Here is a 21,152-nt window from a genome sequence, read left to right as displayed (position 1 = left end):
CAGGTGACTCGATCCCTTCCCGCCTCCGGCTGCCATTCGGCGCCCCCGAGGCTTCGTCGATCGAAAGGCTCATCCTCATGCCCTCCACAGCGCTCCCCCTGCTCGGACGCACCGCTCTGGTGACCGGCGTCTCCCGCAGACGCGGCATCGGATTCGCGACTGCGACGACACTCGCGTCTCTCGGCGCGAACGTGTTCATCCACCACTTCCGCCCGCATGATCTCGACCACCCCTGGGGCGGCGATGACCTCGAGTCCGTTCGCGCAGGCGTCCGCGACTCTCTCGCATCCGGCGCCGTGATGGATGACGCGCAAGCGGATCTCCGAGACCCCGACAGCATCGCACCGCTGCTCGATGCGGCGTCCGCCCTCTCCGGCCGGCTCGACATCGTCGTCTGCAACCAGGCGATGAGCGGCGGAGACGGCACGATCTTCGACATGACGGCCGACCGGCTCGACGCGCACTGGCAGGCCAACGCCCGTGCTTCGCTGCTGCTCACAGCCGGGCTGGCGAATCGAGTACGCCGCGAGCTCGGCGGTGCTGAGACTTCGGTGGGCCGCCCCGGCGACAGCATTCCGTCGCTCGGCCCCTTCGAGAAGCCGACGGCTCACGTCGTCTGGATGACCTCCGGCCAGGGACACGGAGCGATGCGCGGCGAGATCTCGTACGCGACGAGCAAGGCCGCGCTCGCAGGGATCACGCGATCGACGGCCGCCGAGCTTCTCGACGTCGGGATCGTGCTGAACACGGTCAACCCGGGCCCCGTGAACACGGGCTACCTCGACGCCGACACCACGGATCGCGATCTGTCGGGCGTCGAGGACTGGATCGCCGGCACGCCGTTCGGCCGGGTCGGGCGCCCCGATGATCCGGCCCGCCTGATCGGCTGGCTGTGCACGGACGCCGGGTCGTGGGTGGTCGGACAGGTGCTGACCACCGACGGCGGATTCTCGCTCTAGCTAGGCCTGCGCGGCATTCTCGGCTGCGACCGGATCGGGGAAGATCGCCGTGAACAGCTGGTCGACCCATGCGAGCAGCTCGGCCGCCTGCAGCGGTTCGAGTCCGACTCCCACGGCAGCGGGCACCGTCGGCATCGGCACGACGAGCGCCTCGCCCCCGCCGACCAGCTTCGCCTTGGGGTACAGCCGCTGCAGGCGCACCTTGATCGAGTCCTCGAGCCGGGCCGGCGCGATGCGCAGGTTCGAGCCCATGACCACGACGTCGGAGAGCCCGGCTCTGGCCGCGCGACGGCGAAGGCGGGAGACCGCGATCAGCCCCGTGACCTCGTCGGGAGGAGTCCCGTAACGGTCGGTGAGCTCGTCGATGACGAGATCGATCGCGTCGTCCTTCGCCGTCGCCGTCGACGCGGCTGACAGCTTCTGATACGCCTCGAGACGAAGTCGCTCACTGTCGATGTAGTACTCGGGGATGCGCGCGTCCAGCGGCAGCTCGAGCCGCAGCTCCTGACCGGACTCGACGTCTTCACCGCGGAAGGTGGCGACGGCCTCGCCGATCATCCGCAGGTAGAGGTCGAATCCGACGCCGGCGATGTGCCCGGCCTGCTCGCCCCCGAGCAGGTTGCCGGCACCGCGCAGCTCGAGGTCCTTGAGCGCGACCTGCATTCCGGATCCGAGGTCGTTGTTCACCGCGATCGTCTGCAGCCGGTCGGCAGCAGTCTCGCTGAGCGGCTTCATCTCGTCGTAGAGGAAGTACGCGTAGGCGCGTTCGCGACCACGACCCACACGGCCGCGCAGCTGGTGCAGCTGGCTCAGTCCGTACTTGTCGGCCCTGTCGATGATGATCGTGTTGGCATTCGCGATGTCGAGGCCGGTCTCGATGATCGTGGTCGACACGAGCACGTCGAACTTGCGCTCCCAGAAGTCGTCGACGACCTGTTCGAGTGCATGCTCGCCCATCTGACCGTGCGCCACGGCGATGCGCGCTTCGGGCACGAGCTCGGCGAGCTGGGCCGCGACACGCTGGATCGACTGCACGCGGTTGTGCACGAAGAACACCTGACCCTCGCGCAGGATCTCCCGACGGATCGCCGCGGCCATCTGCTTGTCGCTGCGGGGGCCGACGAACGAGAGGATCGGATGCCGGTCTTCCGGCGGAGTCGCCAGCGTCGACATCTCACGGATGCCGGTGACGGCCATCTCGAGGGTTCGAGGGATCGGGGTGGCGCTCATCGCGAGGATGTCGACATTCGTCTTCATCTTCTTGAGCGTGTCCTTGTGCTCGACGCCGAAGCGCTGCTCCTCGTCGATGATCATCAGACCGAGGTCCTTGAACATGACCTGGTCGGTGAGGATGCGGTGGGTGCCGATCACCATGTCGACCGTGCCGTCGAGCAGGCCGTCGAGAGTGAGCCGCGCCTCCTTGTCGGTCTGGAAGCGCGACAGCGGACGCACCTTGACGGGGAAACCGGCGAAGCGCTCGGTGAACGTCTCGAGGTGCTGCTTGACGAGCAGCGTGGTCGGCACGAGCATCGCGACCTGCTTGCCGTCCTGGATCGCTTTGAACGCGGCACGCACGGCCACCTCGGTCTTGCCGAAGCCCACGTCGCCTGACAGCAGCCTGTCCATCGGGATCGGCCGCTCCATGTCGGCTTTGATCTCGTCGATGGTCTGCAGCTGATCGAGGGTCTCGGCGAACGGGAAGGCCTCTTCGAGCTCGCGCTGCCAGGGTGTGTCCGGGCCGAACGCATGGCCCTTGGCGCTCATGCGCGCCGAGTAGAGCTTGACCAGTTCGACGGCGATGTCGCGCACGGCCTTGCGAGCCTTGCTCTTGGCCTGCGACCAGTCGCTGCCGCCCATCTTCGAGAGGGTCGGCCCCTCACCGCCGACGTACTTCGACAGCAGATCGAGCTGATCGGTGGGCACGTAGAGCTTGTCGCCGGGATAGCCGCGCTTCGAGGGCGCGTACTCGAGCACGAGATAGTCGCGCACCGATTTCGTCGCGTTTCGTCCGCCGGTCGAGACCTCGCGCTGCGTCATCTCGACGAAGCGGCCGATGCCGTGGGTGTTGTGCACGACGAAGTCGCCCTGCTTGAGCTGCAGCGGATCCACGACGTTCTTGCGGCGCGACGCGAGCTTCTTGACGACGCGCTGGTCGCCGCCGATCGTGCGCCCGTAGAACTCGTTGTCGGTGAGGACCGCGAGCTTCGCCTCGGGGATCTGGAATCCGGATTCGACCGAGCCGGTGACGAGCGTCGCGACGCCGGTGTCGGGCGCGTCGGTCAGCTCGGACACGATGCGGGCCGCGATTCCCCGATCGGAGAGCACATCGCGGGCACGGTCGACGAGGCCCGCTCCGGCGGCGATCACGACGACCCTCCAGCCGTCGGCGACCTTGGCCTCGACGAACGAGATCGCACCGTCGACGTTGCCGTGGAATGACGGGATGACCGAGGCGTCGATGGTCTCGGCATCCTCGCCGCCCATCGAGAACGGGCTCAGCCGCCACCAGACGCCGCCGCGATCGCGCACGACCTCGCGCAAGCGGGCGATGGTGAGGAAGTCGCCGGCACCGAGATCGATGGGAGCGGACGCACCCGAGGTCGCCGCGCTCCAGGCCGCGTCGAGGAACTCGCGGTTGGTCTCGCCCAGTGTGATCGCGCGGGCGCTCGACCGCTCGGGGTCGACGACGGCCGTCGCGATGCCCTCCGGCAGGTACTCCGCCAGCGACTTGAGCGGACCGGAGACCGCCGGAAGAAGAGACTCCATGCCCTCGACCGGGATGCCCTCGGCCATCTTCTCGAGCATGCCCGCGATCGCCGGGAATCCGCCGATCAGCGCCCGTGCGCGATCGCGCACGTCGGGAGTCAGCAGCAGCTCGCGGCTCGGCGGGAGGTCGACACCGTCGACATCGCCCGGAAGCGAGCGCTGATCGGCGACGGAGAACGAGCGGATCTGGTCGATCTCGTCGCCGAAGAACTCGACGCGGAACGGATGCTCCGAGATCGGAGGGAACACGTCGAGAATGCCGCCTCGGACGGCGAACTCGCCGCGGCGCGACACCATGTCGACTCGCGAGTAGGCGCGCTCGACCAGCTGCTCGACGACGTGGTCGAGTTCGTGACCGCGACTCGCGGTGCGCAGCTCGAGCGGCGCGATCTCGCCGAGGTTGCCGGCGATCGGCTGCAGAGCTGCTCGCACGGAGGCCACGACGACGAGGGGGTGATCGCCCGACCACTCCGCTATGCGACGCAGGGTCTGCAGCCTCTGCCCCACCGTGTCGGTGCTGGGGCTGAGGCGCTCGTGCGGCAGCGTCTCCCACGCCGGGAAGGTCACGACCTCGGCATCGGGGATGTACGCGGCGAGCGCGGCAGCGAGGCTCTCGGCTCGTCTTCCCGTCGGGACGACGGTCAGGAGCGCGGCGGGGTGCCCCGCTGCTCGGCGTTTCTCGAGCAGGCCGGCGAGTGCCGGAGCGTCGAGTCCGTCGACGAGGCCGAGGTCGGCGTCGGTCTGGGCCCACGTCAGGGCGTCACGAAAAAGAGATGCCTCTTCCAAGGCGCGCAGAATCCCCGGCACAGTCACCGCACAAGCCTAGCCGCGGCCACCGACACCGGCATCGGCACTGACCTGGACGCGCGCTGCGCGAGCCGTAGGATGCCGGGATGGAATCGGTCACCCTCACCACCGAGCGACTCGTCCTGCACGTGCCGGACGAGTCCGACATCGACGCGATCACGGCGGCCTGTCAGGACCCGGAGATCCCCCGGTGGACGACCGTGCCGAGCCCCTACAGCCGCACGGACGCGTCTGACTATGTGCGCCTGATCGGCGAGTGGTGGGCAGACGGCAGCCAGGCGATCTGGTGCGCCTACCGCGACGGCGAGCTGGTCGCCTCGATCGGGCTGCATCACATCGTCGAGCACTCCACCGGCGGGCACGCCGAGATCGGCTACTGGGTCACGGCGTCCGCCCGCTGCAACGGCTACCTCGTCGAGGCCGCTCGCTCCGTCGTCGACTGGGCGTTCCACGAGCTCGGCCTCGCCCGCCTCGGGTGGCGTGCGGTCGCGGGCAACATCCCGTCGGCCCGAGCCGCCCGCGCGCTGGGATTCCGGTACGAGGGGCTGGGCCGTCAGGCGCTCACCAGCGACCGCGGGCGTGACGACGGATGGTTCGGCGGGCTCCTCGCGACCGACGACCGCACTCCGGTGGACTGGCCGATCCTCTGACGTGGCTCCCTAGCCGCGTGTCCGACGTCGGTGGCAGGATGAGCGCATGCCTGAGATGCCGGAAGTCCAGGGCCTGACCGCATTCCTCGCCGAACGCACCGTGGGGCGCACGATCATCCGCACGAGCGTGGGGGCCATCGCGGCGCTGAAGACCTACGACCCGCCCAACACCGCTCTGCACGGGGCGCAGATCACCGCAGCCTCGCGCCGCGGCAAGTTCATCGTGCTCTCGTTCGGCGACGACCTGCACCTCGTGTTCCATCTCGCCAAGGCGGGCTGGCTGCGGTGGTACGAGGCCCTGCCGACGACCCTCATCAAGCCGGGCAAGTCGCCCATCGCCGTGCGGGTGGGCCTCGACGACGAGAGCGGATTCGACCTCACCGAGGCGGGGACGAAGAAGTCGCTCGCCGTCTACGTCGTGCGCGACCCCGAAGAGGTGCCCGGCATCGCCCGCCTCGGCCCGGACCCGCTGGAGGAGACATTCACCCGAGATGTGTTCGCCGGGCTGCTCGACGGACGCCGGACCCAGATCAAGGGGCTGCTGCGCGACCAGAGCGTGATCGCCGGGATCGGCAACGCCTACTCCGACGAGATCCTGCACGCCGCGCGCATGTCGCCGTACGCGATCGCCGCCAAGCTCGACGATGACGAGATCGACCGCCTGTTCGCGGCCATGCAGACGACCCTGACCGAAGCGGTCGCCGAGGCTTCCGGCAAGCCTCCAGCCGATCTGAAAGACGCGAAGCGCCGTGGGATGCAGGTGCACGCCCAACGAGGCGAAGCCTGCCCCGTATGCGGTGACACGGTGCGCAGCGTGTTCTTCGCCGACCGCTCTCTCGAGTACTGCCCGACCTGTCAGACCGGCGGCAGACCGCTCGCCGATCGCCGCCTCTCGCGGCTGCTCAAGTAGCAGAATGACGCGGAATGAAATCTCCTCAGACGCGTTGAGTACACTCAGAGCATCAACGTGCTCCGGGGTCGGTGAGAATCCGAACCGGCGGTGACAGTCCGCGAGCGTCTCGGTTCTCCGAGATGCCGATCCGGTGGAATTCCGGGACCGACGGTGGTGCGAGGCGCAGCCTCGCTAGTCCGGAAGGGAGGCAGCACGGTGCGCCGCCGCGCGCGCGTTCTGCCTGCATCCCCAGAGGGGAATCCCCGGAGCCTCAGAGAGGACCACGGATGGCAGTGAACGAGACGGAACGCCGGGCGATGTCCCGCGCTCTCGAGCTCGCGACCCTCGGTCCGCGCGGTGTGAACCCGCAGGTCGGCGCTGTCATCCTCGCACCCGACGGCGAGATCATCGCCGAAGGCTGGCACCACGGTGCCGGGACTCCGCACGCCGAGGTAGACGCCCTCTCGAAGCTCGCACCGGGAGCCGCCCGCGGTGCGACCGCGGTGGTCACGCTCGAACCCTGCAACCACACCGGACGAACGGGTCCCTGCGCCCTCGCGCTCATCGAGGCGGGGGTCTCCCGGGTCGTCTATGCACTCGACGACCCCGGTGCCGTGTCGGGCGGCGGTGCCGAGCGACTGCGCTCTGCCGGCGTGAGCGTCGACGCGGGAGAGCAGGCTGACGTGGCGCACCGCATCATCGAGGGCTGGCTCACGGCGCAGCGTCTGGGGCGACCGCACGTGACCGTCAAGTGGGCGCAGTCGCTGGATGGCCGTGCCGCGGCATCCGACGGCTCGAGCCAGTGGATCACGGGATCTGCCGCCCGTGCCGACGTGCATCGCCGTCGCGCCGACGCGGACGCGATCGCCGTCGGCACCGGCACGGTGCTCACCGACGACCCCTCGCTGACCGCCCGAGACGGCGATGCGCTGTTCGAGGATCAGCCCGTGCCGGTCGTGATCGGCTCTCGTACCACCCCTGAGGAGGCGGCGATCCGTCGGCATCCGCAGGCACCGCTCTTCTACGACACCCACGATCTGCACGCCGTGCTCGCAGACCTGCACTCCCGCGGCATCCAGAGCGTCTTCGTCGAGGGTGGCCCGACGCTCGCGAGCGCCTTCGTCGCCGCCGGCCTGGTCGACCGGGTGCTCGCCTACATCGCCCCCGTCCTGCTCGGCGGCGACCGTCTCGCACTCACCGACATCGGCGTCTCATCGATCGACGCCGCCCACCGTCTGACGATCGAGGAGTGGCTGCCGCTCGGCGCAGATCTGCTCGCGATCGCCGCCCCCGCGCACAGCCCGGAAGAAGGAATCTGATGTTCACCGGAATCATCGAGGAGATCGGCGAGATCACCGCGATCTCCGCTGCAGGAGACGGATGGCGCCTCACGGTGCGTGCGCCGAAGGCCGCCGCAGACGCGATCCACGGCGAATCCATCGCTGTCTCGGGCGTCTGCCTCACGGTCGTCGACTCGACGGCGGACACCTTCGACGCCGATGTGATGAAGCAGACCCTCGACGTCGCAGCGCTCGGCGGGGCGACAGTCGGCACCCGTGTGAACATCGAGAAGGCGATGCCGGTCGGCGCGCGCCTCGGCGGCCACATCGTGCAGGGTCATGTCGACGGAGTCGGCAGCGTCATCGAGGTGCGCCCCGGCGAGCAGTGGAGCGTGCTGCGCATCTCGCTCCCCGACGACCTCGCCGCCCTCGTGGTCGACAAGGGCTCCATCTCGGTCGACGGCACTTCGCTCACGGTGAGCGCGGTCAGCCCCGTCGACGTCGACGCCCACTGGTTCGAGATCTCACTCATTCCCGAGACCCTCGCCGCCACCACCCTGGGCTCACGCGCGGTCGGCGACCGTGTGAACCTCGAGACCGACATCCTCGCCCGCCACGTCGAACGCCTGCTGGCGTTCAGGGCAGCACCGGAAGGAGGCTCGCGATGAGCCTTTCCACCATCCCCGAAGCCCTCGAGGCGCTCCGCGCGGGGCGTCCCGTTCTCGTCGCAGACGACGAGAACCGCGAGAACGAGGGCGATGTCATCCTCTCGGCAGAGCTCGCCACACCCGAGTGGGTCGCCTGGACGGTTCGCTGGTCATCCGGCTTCATCTGCGCGCCGATGCCCGCCGACCTCGCCGACAACCTCAACCTGCAGCCGATGGTCGCGGCGTCCGAGGACGCACGCGCGACCGCCTACACGGTGAGCGTCGATGCCGCCGAGGGAGTGACCACCGGCATCAGCGCGCACGACCGCGCCCACACGCTGAACGTCCTGGCGAACCCCGAGTCGACGGCGACGAGCATCATCCGCCCCGGGCACGTGCTTCCCCTCCGCGCGGTCGACGGAGGAGTGCGCGAGCGCAGCGGTCACACCGAGGCCGCGGTCGATCTGATGAAGCTGGCAGGTCTCCGCCCGGTCGGCGCGATCGCCGAGGTCGTCGCCGAGGACGGCAGCATGATGCGCCTTCCCGGGCTCATCGAGCTGGGCGCACGCGACGGGGTGCCGGTCATCACGATCGAGCAGCTCATCGCTCACCTCAACGAGATCGACCCCACCGGCTGGTCTCCCGAGCGCGCCAGCCGGCGCGTGAGCCTGCGCGCGGATGCCACGGTGCCCACCACGCACGGCACGTTCCGCTTCCTGGCCTACAAGGACAGAGTGACCGGCACCGATCACATCGCCGTCGTGGCGGGTGAGCCGAGCGAGACCGCTCTCGTGCGCGTGCACTCGGAGTGCCTGACGGGCGAGGCCTTCGGCTCACTCAAGTGCGAGTGCGGCCCGCAGCTCGACGCCGCTCTCGACGCGATCGAGCAGGACGGCGGCGTCGTCATCTACATGCGGGGTCATGAGGGCCGGGGCATCGGGCTGATCAACAAGCTCCGCGCCTACAGCCTGCAGGAGGAGGGCCTCGACACGGTCGACGCGAACCTCGCGCTCGGACTTCCCGCAGACGCGCGCGACTACGCGGCCGCAGCCGGCATCCTCGCCGACCTCGGAGTCTCGAAGGTGCGTCTGCTGACGAACAACTCCGACAAGGTGAATCAGCTGCGCAGCCTCGGCCTCGACGTCGTCGAGCAGGTGCCGTTGATCGTCGGCGTGGGCCCGAACAACCACCAGTATCTGGAGACCAAGCGTGACCGGATGGGTCACATCATCGGTGAGGCGGAGCTCGCACAGGCTCTCGCCGACGGACGGAAGGACGACGCATGAGCGGCGCAGGAGCACCCAAGACCGAGAAGATCGACGGACGCGGACTGAAGGTGGTCATCGTCGCCGGCACGTGGCACGACGTGATCACGAACGGACTGATCGCCGGTGCGCAGCGCGTGCTCGACGATGCGGACGCCGCCTACCGGCTCGTGCGGGTCCCTGGCTCATTCGAGCTCGCGCTGGCGGCGCAGGCCGCTTTCGCGGGCGGCGCGGATGCTGTGATCGCCCTCGGCGTGATCATCCGCGGTGGCACCCCTCACTTCGAATACGTCTCGGCCGCGACGACCGACGGACTGACCCGCGTCTCGCTCGATGCGGGCAAGCCCGTCGGCTTCGGCGTGCTCACCCTCGACGACGAGAAGCAGGGTCTCGACCGTGCTGGTCTGGAGGGCTCGAAGGAGGACAAGGGCGCAGAGGCTGCGGATGCCGCACTGCGCACCGCTCTCCTCGTGCGGGAGCTGCGCGGCTGAGGTCAGCCTGCCCTTGCTGGCGTGCGCACCCCGCGTGCTCATAGCGTGAGGGCATGGAGACTCTGCGTCACGTCGTTCTGTTCGTCCACCTGATCGGCTTCGCCGTGCTCTTCGGCGCCTGGGCGGTGCAGGCCTTCGGCGGCAAGCGCGAGTTCACCCGTCTGATGAGCATCGGCATGACGATCGCCGCGATCGCGGGCCTCGCACTCGCCGCACCGTGGGGTCTCCCCGAGGGCGTCGAGATGAACTACGCCAAGATCGGCACGAAGCTCGTCGTGCTCCTGGTGATCGGCGCGCTCCTCGGCATCGGCACCTCGAAGCAGCGCAAGTCCGGCTCCGTGCCCGTCGCGATGTTCTGGCTCGTCGGCATCCTGACGGCGCTCAACGCAGGCATCGCGACCATCTGGCGCTGAGCCGCCGATCACTCGGTCACGAGCGCAGCGGCACCCGCACGTCGGCTCCGGCCTCCTCGGTCAGCCGTTCGCCCATCTGTGCGAACGTCGGCTGGGCGATGAACCCTCCCGCGAACAGCGCCTGCCCCTGGGCGAATCCCTGGGCCCGGCGGATGTCGTCCTCCCCGACGAAGCCGAACACGTCGGCCAGCTCGGCGATGTCCCGCGGGGCGTTCACGCGCATCAGGCCGAGGTTGTCGCACTGCGAGAGCACGTTGGGGTGGATCTTGGTCGGGCGCTGCGTCGACAGGAGGAGCCAGAGTCCGAACTTGCGTCCCTCCGCAGCGATCTGCACGAGCCTCTCGGTGAGAGCCCTCTCGACGGCGGTGCGCGGCTCGGGCGAGCAGAGGTTGTGCGCCTCGTCGATCACGATGAGAAGGGGGCGACGGCTCTCTCGCTGCGTCCAGAGGGACTCGAGCACCGCGAGGGCCGCGACCTTCGGTTCGGCGGGATGATCGAATCCTCCGAGATCCAAGACGGTCACCCGCGGCCGCTCATCGACCACGTCGACGACAGATCCCGCGCCTCGCGACCACAGATCCCACTCGAGCACCTGCAGGTTCTCCATCCGATTCGCGAGCCTGATATGCGCGGGATCACCCGTCGCGCGGAACCCCCTGAGCATCTCGTCGGCGTCGAAGTCCGTGGTGCTCACCGACCAGTGCAGCAGCGCGTTGTACTCTTCGGCGTCGGCGATCGGATCGATCTGCAGCACGGCGGCCTTCGCGGCGGGAGACAGATCGACATACCGCGCATGAACCTTGTCACCCTCCCCGTGGCCCGACCGGAACACGCGGATGTCGGTCTGCGCGATGGCGGCCGCATGCTCGGTCGACGCGCCCGCTCTCGTCTCCGCCAGCCTGACGAAGTCGGCGTTCGGATCGAGGATGAGCATCGGCAGCTCGGTGCGCAGCAGGAGCTGCTCGAGGACGACGCCGAGCGCATAGGTCTTGCCACTGCCGCTCTGCCCGCACCAGAACGTGTGCCTGTTGAAGCGACGTGCATCCAGCTGTACGGTTGCGTCCGCATCGTCCGTCATCGTGCCGATGGTCAGTTCGGTCATGCCCTGCCTCCAGCCCTTCGTCGGCTATGACGCCAGCGCCTTCGCCTTGAGCGTCTCGAACTCGGCCTGGGTGATCACGCCCGAGTCCAGGAGTCCGCGAGCCTTCGCGATGTCGTCCGCAGGCGAAGACCCTGCGGTCTCCCGGATGTAGGCGGCCTGAGCCGCCTGCAGTCCGGCGATCTGCTCCCCTCGCCGCTGCGCCATGCCCTGCCCGCGGGCGATGAGATACACGAGTGAGGTGAGGAACGGGAGGAAGACGAGGAAGATGATCCAGACCGCTTTGAGCCACCCGTTGAGAGAGCCGTCTCGGAAGATGTCCCCGATGATCGTGAAGACCACCATGAGGTAGGAGATGAAGACGAAGGACCAGAAGAACCAGGCGACGAGATCCCAGATGGACATGCGCGATCCCTTTCGATCGGAGGTGGTGAGTACCAGATCCGAAGCTAGTCAGGCGTGGATGCGCCCGCGTCACCCTGCTCGGGTGACCCGGCATCGGGTGCGGGGACGGGATTCACCGAGATGACCTCGATGTGGAGGTCGTCGAAGGCACCCAGAAGCCCCAGCAGACGCGGCTGATCGTCGATCGGTCCGAGGATGCTCGTCAGTCCGCCAGGACGGGCCTGCACCGTGAAGCCGTCCAGCGCCATTGCGAGCTGTGCACTCATCCGCCCGCGGACGAGCACTTCGACGACCCGGGTCATGACGGCAGCCTCCCTGGGGTGCACGAGCAACATGGACGCGCGAGCGCGCCGGTCCCATGATGCACGCGCTGCTCGCGGGCGTCCTCATCCTCTGCGGATGATCTGAAGTGGCTGTGGATGACGCGACCGCGCCCTGCCATACTGACAGCGGAATCGCCGATGACCGCCATACCTCCCCCGCCGGCCCACGCCGTCGAGCGACCACGATTGCGTAGCCGACTCGACGCGACGCTGAACGCGCCCCTGAGCGTCGTCGTCGCCCCGGCCGGTTCCGGCAAGACGGTGCTGCTGTCGCAGTGGGCTGCATCGCACGCCGACGTGCGTGTCATCTGGATCGCGCTGGAGCCCGCGGACAGCGATCCGCGCCACCTCCTCGACCATCTGCTCAGCGCGGTGCTGCCGCCGGGCCGCGGCACGAAGGATCTCGGACGGCCGCACGCAGTCAACGCGCGAGCCTTCGGGCGTCCCGTCCTCGAGTCTCTCATCGGCGTCTTCCGTGAGCATCCCCCCGTCGTGCTCGTGGTCGACGACCTGCACCACCTCGCCGGATCGCCGCTGCTGCCCGACCTCTGGTGGCTCGCCGACAACGTCCCCGAGCACACTCACCTCATCTTCTCCTCACGTATCGACTACGGCCTCGGCTGGGGCCGCCACAGGCTGAGCCACTCGCTGATCGAGCTGCGACAGAGCGACCTCGCGCTCGATGAGGCCGCGAGTGCGATGCTGCTCGAGCGGATCATCGGTGCGCCGGTCAGTCCCCGCACTCTCGCAGCGGTCATGGAGCGCACCGAGGGATGGGCCGCCGGTGTGGTGCTGACCGGTCTCGGTCTGCGCAGCGAAGCCGATCCGGAGCACTTCGCGTCCGAGCTTCGCGGCACCGATCGCCTCATCTCCGAGTACCTGAGCGAACAGGCGCTGGCCCAGCAGCCGTCCGCGCGCCGATCGCTGCTCCTGCGTCTGTCGGCCCTCGATCGGATGTCCGCAGAACTCGTCGAGTCGGTCCTCCCCGTCGACGACGCGACGTCGCTGTTCGAGGAGCTCGAGAGGGAGTCGATGTTCCTCGTCGCCCTCGATCGGAATCGCGAGTGGTTCCGCTTCCACCCGATGTTCCGAGAGCTCCTGCGCTACCGGTTGAAGGCCGAGCACCCCGGCGCGGCGAATGAGATCCGCACGGCCGCGGCCGACTGGCATCTCGCGCGCGGCGATGCGCCGTCCGCGATCGAGTACCTCCTCGAAGCCGGATCATGGGAGCGTGCCGCGACCGTCATCTCCGCACGCGGCCGCGACGTGCTCGAACGCAACGACACCGTCTCGGTCAGCCGGTGGCTGGATGCGCTGCCGGGAGAGTTTCGCGCGACCCGCCCTGACGTCGAGATCCTGCGCGGGATGCTGCTGATGATGAACGGGGACGCCGCCCGAGCCGAGGATGTGCTGCGCGAACAGGCCGATCGGCCGGCTCTCGCACCGGGCCGATCGGCGATCATCCACACCTATCTGGCCGCGCGGGTGCAGTTCCGGCCTGATCCCCTCGTCGCGCTGCAGGCTGCCGAATCAGCGGCGGCGGTGATCCGAAGGCATCCGGAGCTGCACCCGCCCGATCTGCTGGGCCTCACGCACCCGCACCTGCTGCGCACGAGCTCGCTGACTTCGGCGGGCCGGGCGCTGTTCCTCGCCGGTGATCTCGCCGCTGCGCGACGGAGATTCGATGACGCTCTCGTCGAGCCAGGGGCGCAGTACAGCCTGTATCGGATCCATATCCTCGGCTCGCTCGCGCTGCTGGAGGCGTGGGCCGGACGTCTGCGCCTCGCCGCCGCGTTCTCGGAGGAGGCGCTGGACCTCGCCGCCGAGACCCGCCTGCTCGCGCATCCGTCACCAGCGGATGCCTTCCTGGCCGCGGCGCTCGCGTCGATCGAGCGAGCCACGCCGTCGTCCGCCGCTGCGCCCCTGCACGAGGGCGCGCTCCGCGCCGCAGCGAACCACCGCACTCAGCTCATGTGGATCGCGCATCTCGAGAGGATTCTCAGCGAGGGCGGCCCCGTGGACCCGACCGATCGCCTGCCGTCGACCCCGCCTCCGATCGTCGCGGTGGCGCTCGAGGCCGAGGAGGCTCGCGCACTCCGCCTCGCCCACGCGTCGAACGGCGCGTTGCGTCATCCCACCGCAGGACGCTGGTCTGCTCTGGCCTTCGAGGCGACAGCCGCCGCACTGACGCACAACCGTCCCGACCTCGCTCGCGCCCACCTCGATGCGGTCTCCCCCGAGCCGCCCGAGACGATGCCCCGCGCGCGTGTCGAGCAGCTTGTCCTCCGCGCGTGGCTCGACGCCCGCGAGCTCGGCACCGCCGCAGGCGCGGAGGCCATGCACAGGGCCCTGGAGTTGGCGTCACAGCATGACCTGGTCGCCGTCTTCGTGCGGGCGGGTCCCGAGGTCATGCGTCTGATCGCAGATCTCCCCGGCACGTCGACGCCGTTCCGCGCCAGCGTGCGGGAACGGGCGAGCCTGCTGCGTCGTGCCCGCGCATCGTCGCCCGCGCTCGCCGAGCAGCTCACGGATCGCGAACTCGAGATCCTCGCGTTCCTGCCCACCAGGATGACCAACATCGAGCTCGCGGCCCGCTGTTACGTGTCACCCAACACGATCAAGACCCACATGGCTCACATCTACCGAAAGCTCTCGGTGCCCAACCGCAACTCCGCGGTCGCGCGGGCTCAGGACCTCGGGTTGCTCTGACGCCGCGGTATATCGCCCTGAAAGGGTGACGCGGCCGTGCGCCCTGCGCCCGAGAGTGGCACCGTGAGCGATGCGAGCGTGCCTGAGGGGTCATCCCCAAAGCTCCGGCGCGCCACTCGCGGGTCGCGACCGCGCAGCATCCAGATCACCATGACGCGCCCTCTGCTGTTCGGCTTCGCACTCGTGCTCGGCGGGCTCGGCGCGTTCGTCCTCGGCGTCGCCGCGAGTTCTGTCGCCACGATCCTGATCTACATCGCCATCGCCATCTTCGTCGCGCTCGGCCTCGACCCGGTGATCCGCCGGCTGGAAGCACACCGGGTGTCACGAACGCGCGGACTGCTGATCGTCTCCGGCGGATTCCTCGTCCTCTCCGCCGTCGTGATCGGATTCATCGTCCCGCCCGCTCTGGTGCAGCTCGGCGAGTTCGCACGATCCATACCCGCGGCCATCGCGGACTTCCGCACCTCGGAGGCGTACACAGCGTTCGAGGCCCAGGTCGGGGACGTCCTCGGAACCGCCCTCGAACAGCTGTCGGCGTTCTTCGCGGATCCGGGCAACCTGCTCGCCGTCGGAGGTGGGGTGCTCGCCGTGGGCTTGACCGTCGGCAACGCCGTCTCCGGCGTCATCATCGTCGTCGTGCTCACGCTGTACTTCCTCGCCTCCCTGACGTCGATCAAGTCCGCGTTCTACTCGCTCGCGCCGGCACGCGACCGAGCAAGACTGCGATCGCTCACGGAGCAGATCACCGACTCCGTGGGCGGATACCTCATCGGAATGGTGGTGCTCGCCGCCTGCAATGCGGTGTTCGCCACCCTGCTGCATCTGGTCCTCGGGCTCCAGGCGCCTGCCTTCATGGGGCTGGCCGCCTTCCTGATCACACTGATACCCCTCATCGGTCCGGTCACCTATTGGATCTTCGCCTCGATCGTCGCGCTCTTCACCGATCCCCTGCTCGCGCTGATCTTCTCGGTGCTGTATCTGATCTACATGCAGTTCGAGGCATATCTGCTGACGCCGCGCATCATGAACAAGGCGATCGCGGTTCCGGGCTCGCTCGTCATCATCGGAGCGCTCATCGGCGGGGCCCTGCTCGGCCTGCTCGGCGCCCTGGTATCGATCCCGATCACCGCCGCGATCCTGCTCGTCATCAAGCAGGTCCACATCCCGCGTCAGAACGCGAAGATCTGAGGACGGAGAACCCCATGGCACGATCCACAGTCCAGGAGCTGCAGCGGCGCCTGGCCGCCCTCGAGGCCGAGAACAGCGCGCTCCGCGGCGACACCGCGGCGATGGCCCCCGCGGCGACGCCCGATCCGACGGTGTCGCATCGCCGATCCCGCGGGTGGGGGCGCGCCCTCGCGGCCACCGTCCTGGTCTTGCTCGGAACACTCATCGCCCCCGTCGCCCTCATCGCCGCGTGGGGCAACGTGCAGCTCACCGACACCGACCGATTCGTCGCACGCTACAGCGTGCTCGCGAGCGATCCTGCCGTGCAGTCCGCGGTCACCGACCAGGTGGTCGAGGCGATCGAGGGGCAGGTGGACATACCGGCCCTCACCACGGACGTGATCGACGGAGTCATCGAACTCGGCACCGGCCCCGCGGCGACTCGTGCGCTGGAACTGCTCAAGGGCCCCGCCGCACAGGGGCTCCAGTCGCTCGTGGGCACCGTGGTCGAGCGCTTCGTCGAGTCCGAGGCGTTCGCGAACGTCTGGGCATCCGCGCTTCGCATCAGCCACTCGCAGGTGGTGTCCGCATTGCAGAACGATCCTGATGCGGCCATCGCCCTCGGCCCCGACGGCACGATCGGGATTCAGCTGGCGCCGATCATCGACGCCGCGAAGGATGTGCTCGTCGACCAGGGCGTCGGATTCGCGGCGTCGATCCCGACGGTCGATCGCACGATCACCGTCGCGCAGGTCGACTCCCTCGCGTCCGTCCAGCTCGCGTACGAGCTGGTGGTGGCGGCCGGTCTGTGGTTGCCCTGGGTGGCGATCCTCTTCCTCGCCGCCGGGGTGGTCGCCGCGCGACGACGCTCGGTCGCGCTGATCACCGCGGCGCTCTCCCTCGGTCTCGTGATGCTGATCGTACTCGCCGGCCTCGCAATCGGCAGGGTGTTCTTCGACGCCGCTCTGCGCAGCAACGGCATCCCCGCAGAAGCAGGGGGCGCCATCTACGAACTGGTCGGCGGTGCCATGCGCGACACGGCCGTGGCCGTGCTCGTGCTCGCGCTCGTCACCGCCGTGGTCGGGTGGTTCGCCGGCCCCTTCGATGTTCCACGACGACTTCGCGCTGTCGTACACGGTGGTGCGTCCTCCGTTCGCGGAGCCCTGGAACGCCGCGGCCTGAGCAGCGGTCGGGTCGGCACGTGGCTGCACTCGCGACGCTCCCTCCTGAGGGGCATGGTCATCGTGGCAGCTGCTGCGGTCGTGCTGCTCATACGTCCGCTCAGTCCCGCGCTCGTGCTGTGGACTCTGGTGCTGTCGCTGCTCGTCGTCCTCGTCCTGGAGGTGGTGGAACGTCCGCCGTCCGCCGATGCCGATGGCGATGCCATCGACGGCGTGGCGTCTGAGGGTGAGGTGCGCGAGGGCGTCGCGCGGGATGAGGCGGATGTCGCCTCCGCCGACCCTCTCGGCCGGGCCAGCTCATGACCCCGCCGGCGGAGGTCGCGAAGCCGTTCGCAGAGCGACACGAGCAAGGACGCGCCGCTCGATCGCGGATGCCTCGGGCGCAGCTCGGATCATGGTCACCGGCCCCGGATCGGCCGGACCCCATCGATCTGCTCGAGGAGCAGGGACGATCACGGGTCCAGGAGCTCACACCCGTGCGGTACGCGCGCATGGCCGTGTCGCCGCTCGCGTTCTACCGGGGGGCGGCACTGCTCATGGCCTCGGACCTCGCCTCATCCGCGCACACCGGGATCACGGCGCAGCTCTGCGGAGACGCTCACCTGTCGAACTTCGGACTGTTCAGCACCCCCGAGCGCCACCTGATCTTCGACATCAACGACTTCGATGAGACGCTTCCCGGACCGTTCGAATGGGATGTGAAGCGACTCGCGGCGAGCTTCGCGGTCGCCGGCAGACAGCGCGGCTTCAGCGCCGAGGAGGAGCGCGCCTGCATCGTGGCCGCGGCGCACGGCTATCGGTCGGCGATGAGGGCGGCGGCGAAGTCGACGGTGCTCGACGCCTGGTACGACCGGCTCGACGCGGAGCGTGCGAGGCTGTCGATCCGCCAGGCGCAGCTCGACCGGCGAGTGGGCGATGAGGAGGTGCGCCGCCTGGACGCGACGATAGCGAAGGCGCGAAAGCGGGACCATCGCAAAGCCTTCAAGAAGCTGGTGCGCGTCGTCGACGGCCACCTGCGCATCGTCGCGGCGCCGCCGCTGATCGTTCCCATCGAGGACCTCATCCGCGAAGCGGGGCGTGCGGCAGACGACGCGGATGTCATGCATCAGGTGCTGGGCGCGTATCGAACGACGCTCGTCGGCGAAAGGCATCCGATCGCCGAGTACCGGTACCGTCATATGGCTCGAAAGGTGGTCGGAGTCGGGAGCGTGGGGACGCGTGCCTGGGTGATCCTCTTCAGCGGGCGCGACGACGACGACCCTCTGCTCCTCCAGGCGAAAGAGGCCCAGGCATCCGTCCTCGAGCGCTTCCTCGGGCCGAGCGAGTACGACGACCACGCCGAGCGCGTGGTGCGGGGCCAGCGGCTGATGCAGGCATCCAGCGACATCTTCCTCGGCTGGCAATCCGTGCTCGGCCTCGACGGGCAGCATCGTGACTTCTACATCCGCCAGCTGCAGGACGGCAAAGGGGGCATCGACCCGGATGCGATGACCGTGCGGGGTGCGACTCTGTATGCGCGGATCTGCGGAGAGACGCTGGCGCGAGCCCATTCCCGATCCGGAGATCGGGTGCAGATCGCGGGGTATCTGGGGCGCAGCGACACGTTCGAGGAGGCGATCGCGGACTTCGCCGCGGCGTACGCGCACCAGAACGACAGCGACTTCCGTGCTCTGAAGGCAGCTCTGGCGTCGGGGCGCCTGCCGCACGACCACGGACCCGTGTGAGGCATCTCGATGAGCGCCGGAAGAACGATGCGTGAGTCCTCGACCCTCGGCTCCCACGTCGCGAGACCCGGGGTCGGCTGGCCCTCGGGGTATTGGCTCGTGCTCGCACTCCTCGTGCTCACTTATGTGCTGTGCGCGGCGCAGGACACGGCAGACCCGAGCCCGTCGGCGTTCGTGGCGCAGCTGTTCACCGTCGCCGTCGTGCTTCGGGTGACCGATGCGCATCGGCGGGTGCAGCACATCGCCTGGATCGTGCTCGCGGTCGGGGGCATCGCTGCGACCCTCGTCGCGGTTCTCGATCTGGGGGGCCACTCACTCGATGTCGCACTGTCGGCGGCGTCGACCCTCGCCTTCCTCATCGCGCCGGTCGCGATCATCCGACACCAGGTGCGGCGTCGGGGTCTGAACGCCGAGGCCCTGCTCGCCGCGATCTCGGCGTACGCCCTGGTGGGCATGTTCTTCGCTCTCGTCTACAACCTCGTCGCGCTTCTGACCGTCGTTCCGACCTTCGGCCCGCACGTCGTCGATTCGCTCTCGAGCCAGCTGTTCTTCTCATTCACCACCCTCACGACCACCGGCTACGGCAACATCGTGCCGGTGAGCTCGGTGGTGCAGGGGATCGCCGTCGCCGAAGCGATCACCGGACAGCTGTTCCTGATCACGGCCGTGGCGCGGATCATGCGCGGCAGCCGCCGTCCCGCGCACGAGGCAGCATCCGCATCCGCATCCGCGGAGTCGTCATGAAGAAGTGGAACGTCGTCATCGTCCTCGGGGCCGCGCAGTTCGTGATGGTGCTCGACGGCACGGTCATGAACGTGTCGATCTCGACGGTCGTGAAGGATCTCGACACATCCGTGACGGCGATGCAGGCTGCGATCACGTTCTACACCCTGACCATGGCGGCGTTCATGCTCCTCGGGGCCAAGCTCGGCGACGTGTGGGGACGACGCCGTGCGTTCGTGATCGGATCGTGCGTCTACGCCGCAGGGTCACTCGTCACCGCACTGAGTCCTTCTGTGGGGTTCCTCTTCCTCGGCTGGTCGATCATCGAGGGGCTCGGCGCGGTGCTCGTGATCCCCGCGATCGCCGCCCTCGTCGCCGACAACTACCGCGGCGCCGAGCGCGTCACAGCGTTCGCCGTCATCGGCGCGGTGTCGGGTGCGGCGGTCGCGGCGGGGCCCCTGATCGGCGGCGCGGTGACCACCTACTCCAGCTGGCGGTTCGTCTTCGTCGCCGAGGTCGTGATCATGCTGGGCGTCGTCGCGTGTGCTCGCATCATCACCGATTCCACCCCGCGACAGCGCATACGCATCGATATCGGCAGCGTGCTGCTCTCTGCGTCCGGCCTCGTTCTGATCGTCTTCGGCATGCTGCAGAGCAAGACATGGGGATGGGTGGTCCCCCTCCACACACCGGAGATCGCGGGCGTGCCGGTCGCGCCTCTCGGCGTCTCCCTCACGACCTGGTGCATCGCCCTCGGGGCCGCTCTGATCGCGCTCTTCATCAGCTGGCAGAGACGACTGATCCGCGGCGGCCGCTCTCCGCTGATGCAGCCGGATCTCCTTTCGATCACGACTCTGCGCAGCGGCCTCTCGGTGCTCGGCGCCCAGTATGCCGTGACGGCGGGGCTGTTCTTCATGGTCCCGGTCTACCTGCAGATGACGCTCGGATTCGATGCGCTCGAGACAGGCCTCAGGATCTTCCCGCTCTCGGTCGCGTTGATCCTCTTCTCGATCGTCGGCACCGCGCTGTCGCGCAGGTGGTCTCCGCGTCTGATCGTGCGCGTCGGGCAGTCGACCCTGGTGCTCAGTGCCGTGCTGCTGCTCGCATCGGTGACCGAGGACCTCCGCGGCGGCCTCTTCTCGATCGGCATGTTCCTCGCCGGCAGCGCCCTGGGGCTTCTGGCCTCACAGCTCGGCAACGTCAACATGTCGAGCGTGAGCGAGAAGGACACGAGCGAGGCAGGCGGACTGCAGGGAGTCTTCCAGAATCTCGGCTCATCGCTCGGAACGGCGCTGATCGGATCGTTGCTGATCGGAGCTCTCTCGACCTCGTTCGCGTCGGGCGTCGCCGCGAGCGATCTTCCGAGCGACGTGCGCGAGACGGTGAGCGCCGCGACAGACCGCGGGGTCACGGTGGTCCCCGCGGCGGACGTCGTCGGGATCGGCGAGGCGGCCGGTCTCAGCGACGAGGACTCGAGCGCACTCGCCGACATCTATCGCGAATCGCAGCTCTCGTCGCTTCGCGTGTCCTTCGTGGGGCTGATCCTGATCAGCCTGCTGTCGATCCTGTTCTCGCGCGGCATCCCTGCGCACGTGTCGATCCGGCGAAGAGAGAGCGCCGACGCGGCCGAGAAGCCCTGATCGCGGCTCAG

At 68.7% G+C, this 21,152-nt stretch carries 18 protein-coding genes; 14 read left to right on the top strand and 4 right to left on the bottom strand.

The genetic code is table 11. The features are described 5' to 3' along the window. Window positions 1–77 precede the first annotated feature (77 nt). Window positions 78–959, top strand: a complete 882-nt coding sequence (locus tag QMA07_RS09820) for an SDR family oxidoreductase (protein WP_290161393.1) — start codon at window positions 78–80, stop codon at window positions 957–959. On the opposite strand, the gene mfd is transcribed toward QMA07_RS09820, so the two are convergent. Continuing rightward, a complete protein-coding gene (gene mfd / locus QMA07_RS09815) occupies window positions 960–4,538 on the bottom strand; it encodes a transcription-repair coupling factor (RefSeq protein ID WP_290161392.1) in 3,579 nt (1,192 codons plus the stop codon). An 80-nt stretch (window positions 4,539–4,618) separates the two neighbouring features. Between mfd and QMA07_RS09810 the strand changes: the two genes are divergently transcribed. The 7 genes from QMA07_RS09810 (at window position 4,619) to QMA07_RS09780 (ending at window position 10,170) form a co-directional block, all read left to right on the top strand. Further along, on the top strand, window positions 4,619–5,182 hold the full coding sequence (locus QMA07_RS09810; protein WP_290161391.1) for a GNAT family protein: 564 nt from the start codon (window positions 4,619–4,621) through the stop codon (window positions 5,180–5,182). A gap of 46 nt (window positions 5,183–5,228) precedes the next feature. Further along, the gene (locus tag QMA07_RS09805) at window positions 5,229–6,092 is read left to right on the top strand and encodes a DNA-formamidopyrimidine glycosylase family protein (RefSeq protein ID WP_290161390.1); all 864 of its coding nucleotides are present in this window, start codon (window positions 5,229–5,231) and stop codon (window positions 6,090–6,092) included. A gap of 269 nt (window positions 6,093–6,361) precedes the next feature. Continuing rightward, window positions 6,362–7,393, top strand: a complete 1,032-nt coding sequence (ribD, locus tag QMA07_RS09800) for a bifunctional diaminohydroxyphosphoribosylaminopyrimidine deaminase/5-amino-6-(5-phosphoribosylamino)uracil reductase RibD (protein ID WP_290161389.1) — start codon at window positions 6,362–6,364, stop codon at window positions 7,391–7,393. Next, on the top strand, window positions 7,393–8,022 hold the full coding sequence (locus tag QMA07_RS09795; protein WP_290161388.1) for a riboflavin synthase: 630 nt from the start codon (window positions 7,393–7,395) through the stop codon (window positions 8,020–8,022). Before ribD ends, QMA07_RS09795 begins: the two co-directional genes overlap by 1 nt. After that, window positions 8,019–9,287, top strand: a complete 1,269-nt coding sequence (ribA, locus tag QMA07_RS09790; RefSeq protein WP_290161387.1) for a GTP cyclohydrolase II — start codon at window positions 8,019–8,021, stop codon at window positions 9,285–9,287. The genes QMA07_RS09795 and ribA overlap by 4 nt, the downstream gene beginning before the upstream one ends. Beyond that, window positions 9,284–9,757 carry a 6,7-dimethyl-8-ribityllumazine synthase gene (ribH, locus tag QMA07_RS09785; RefSeq protein ID WP_290161386.1) on the top strand — a complete coding sequence of 158 codons (474 nt, stop codon included), beginning with the start codon at window positions 9,284–9,286 and terminating at the stop codon, window positions 9,755–9,757. The genes ribA and ribH overlap by 4 nt, the downstream gene beginning before the upstream one ends. A gap of 53 nt (window positions 9,758–9,810) precedes the next feature. Beyond that, entirely contained in the window at window positions 9,811–10,170 is a 360-nt protein-coding gene (locus QMA07_RS09780) for a hypothetical protein (protein WP_056277880.1), read from the top strand. Between the two features lie 16 nt (window positions 10,171–10,186). On the opposite strand, the gene QMA07_RS09775 is transcribed toward QMA07_RS09780, so the two are convergent. The 3 genes from QMA07_RS09775 to QMA07_RS09765 are packed head-to-tail and all read right to left on the bottom strand — an operon-like array spanning window position 10,187 to window position 11,976. Next, window positions 10,187–11,272: an ATP-binding protein gene (locus QMA07_RS09775; RefSeq protein WP_285363107.1), complete on the bottom strand. Its 1,086-nt coding sequence runs from the start codon at window positions 11,270–11,272 to the stop codon at window positions 10,187–10,189. A gap of 24 nt (window positions 11,273–11,296) precedes the next feature. Continuing rightward, window positions 11,297–11,674, bottom strand: a complete 378-nt coding sequence (locus QMA07_RS09770) for an SHOCT domain-containing protein (RefSeq protein WP_290161385.1) — start codon at window positions 11,672–11,674, stop codon at window positions 11,297–11,299. A 44-nt stretch (window positions 11,675–11,718) separates the two neighbouring features. Then, on the bottom strand, window positions 11,719–11,976 hold the full coding sequence (locus QMA07_RS09765) for a hypothetical protein (protein ID WP_290161384.1): 258 nt from the start codon (window positions 11,974–11,976) through the stop codon (window positions 11,719–11,721). 159 nt (window positions 11,977–12,135) lie between these two features. On the opposite strand from QMA07_RS09765, the gene QMA07_RS09760 reads away from it, so the two are divergent. The 6 genes from QMA07_RS09760 to QMA07_RS09735 all read left to right on the top strand — a co-directional run bounded on the left by QMA07_RS09760 (window position 12,136) and on the right by QMA07_RS09735 (window position 21,141). Beyond that, window positions 12,136–14,706: a LuxR C-terminal-related transcriptional regulator gene (locus QMA07_RS09760; RefSeq protein WP_290161383.1), complete on the top strand. Its 2,571-nt coding sequence runs from the start codon at window positions 12,136–12,138 to the stop codon at window positions 14,704–14,706. Between the two features lie 150 nt (window positions 14,707–14,856). Next, a complete protein-coding gene (locus QMA07_RS09755; RefSeq protein ID WP_290161382.1) occupies window positions 14,857–15,894 on the top strand; it encodes an AI-2E family transporter in 1,038 nt (345 codons plus the stop codon). A gap of 14 nt (window positions 15,895–15,908) precedes the next feature. Beyond that, window positions 15,909–17,357 carry a hypothetical protein gene (locus tag QMA07_RS09750; RefSeq protein ID WP_290161381.1) on the top strand — a complete coding sequence of 483 codons (1,449 nt, stop codon included), beginning with the start codon at window positions 15,909–15,911 and terminating at the stop codon, window positions 17,355–17,357. Next, window positions 17,354–18,778: a DUF2252 domain-containing protein gene (locus QMA07_RS09745; protein WP_290161380.1), complete on the top strand. Its 1,425-nt coding sequence runs from the start codon at window positions 17,354–17,356 to the stop codon at window positions 18,776–18,778. The genes QMA07_RS09750 and QMA07_RS09745 overlap by 4 nt, the downstream gene beginning before the upstream one ends. A gap of 9 nt (window positions 18,779–18,787) precedes the next feature. Beyond that, entirely contained in the window at window positions 18,788–19,522 is a 735-nt protein-coding gene (locus QMA07_RS09740) for an ion channel (RefSeq protein ID WP_290161379.1), read from the top strand. Further along, window positions 19,519–21,141, top strand: coding sequence for an MFS transporter (locus QMA07_RS09735; RefSeq protein ID WP_290161378.1), 1,623 nt, complete (start codon window positions 19,519–19,521; stop codon window positions 21,139–21,141). The genes QMA07_RS09740 and QMA07_RS09735 overlap by 4 nt, the downstream gene beginning before the upstream one ends. Window positions 21,142–21,152 lie beyond the last annotated feature (11 nt).

This window comes from Microbacterium sp. APC 3901, from assembly GCF_030407765.1.
In the GTDB taxonomy this organism is placed as follows: domain Bacteria; phylum Actinomycetota; class Actinomycetes; order Actinomycetales; family Microbacteriaceae; genus Microbacterium.
Note: the sequence above shows the minus strand (reverse complement) of the source record. Positions and strands in the feature narration are given on the sequence as shown.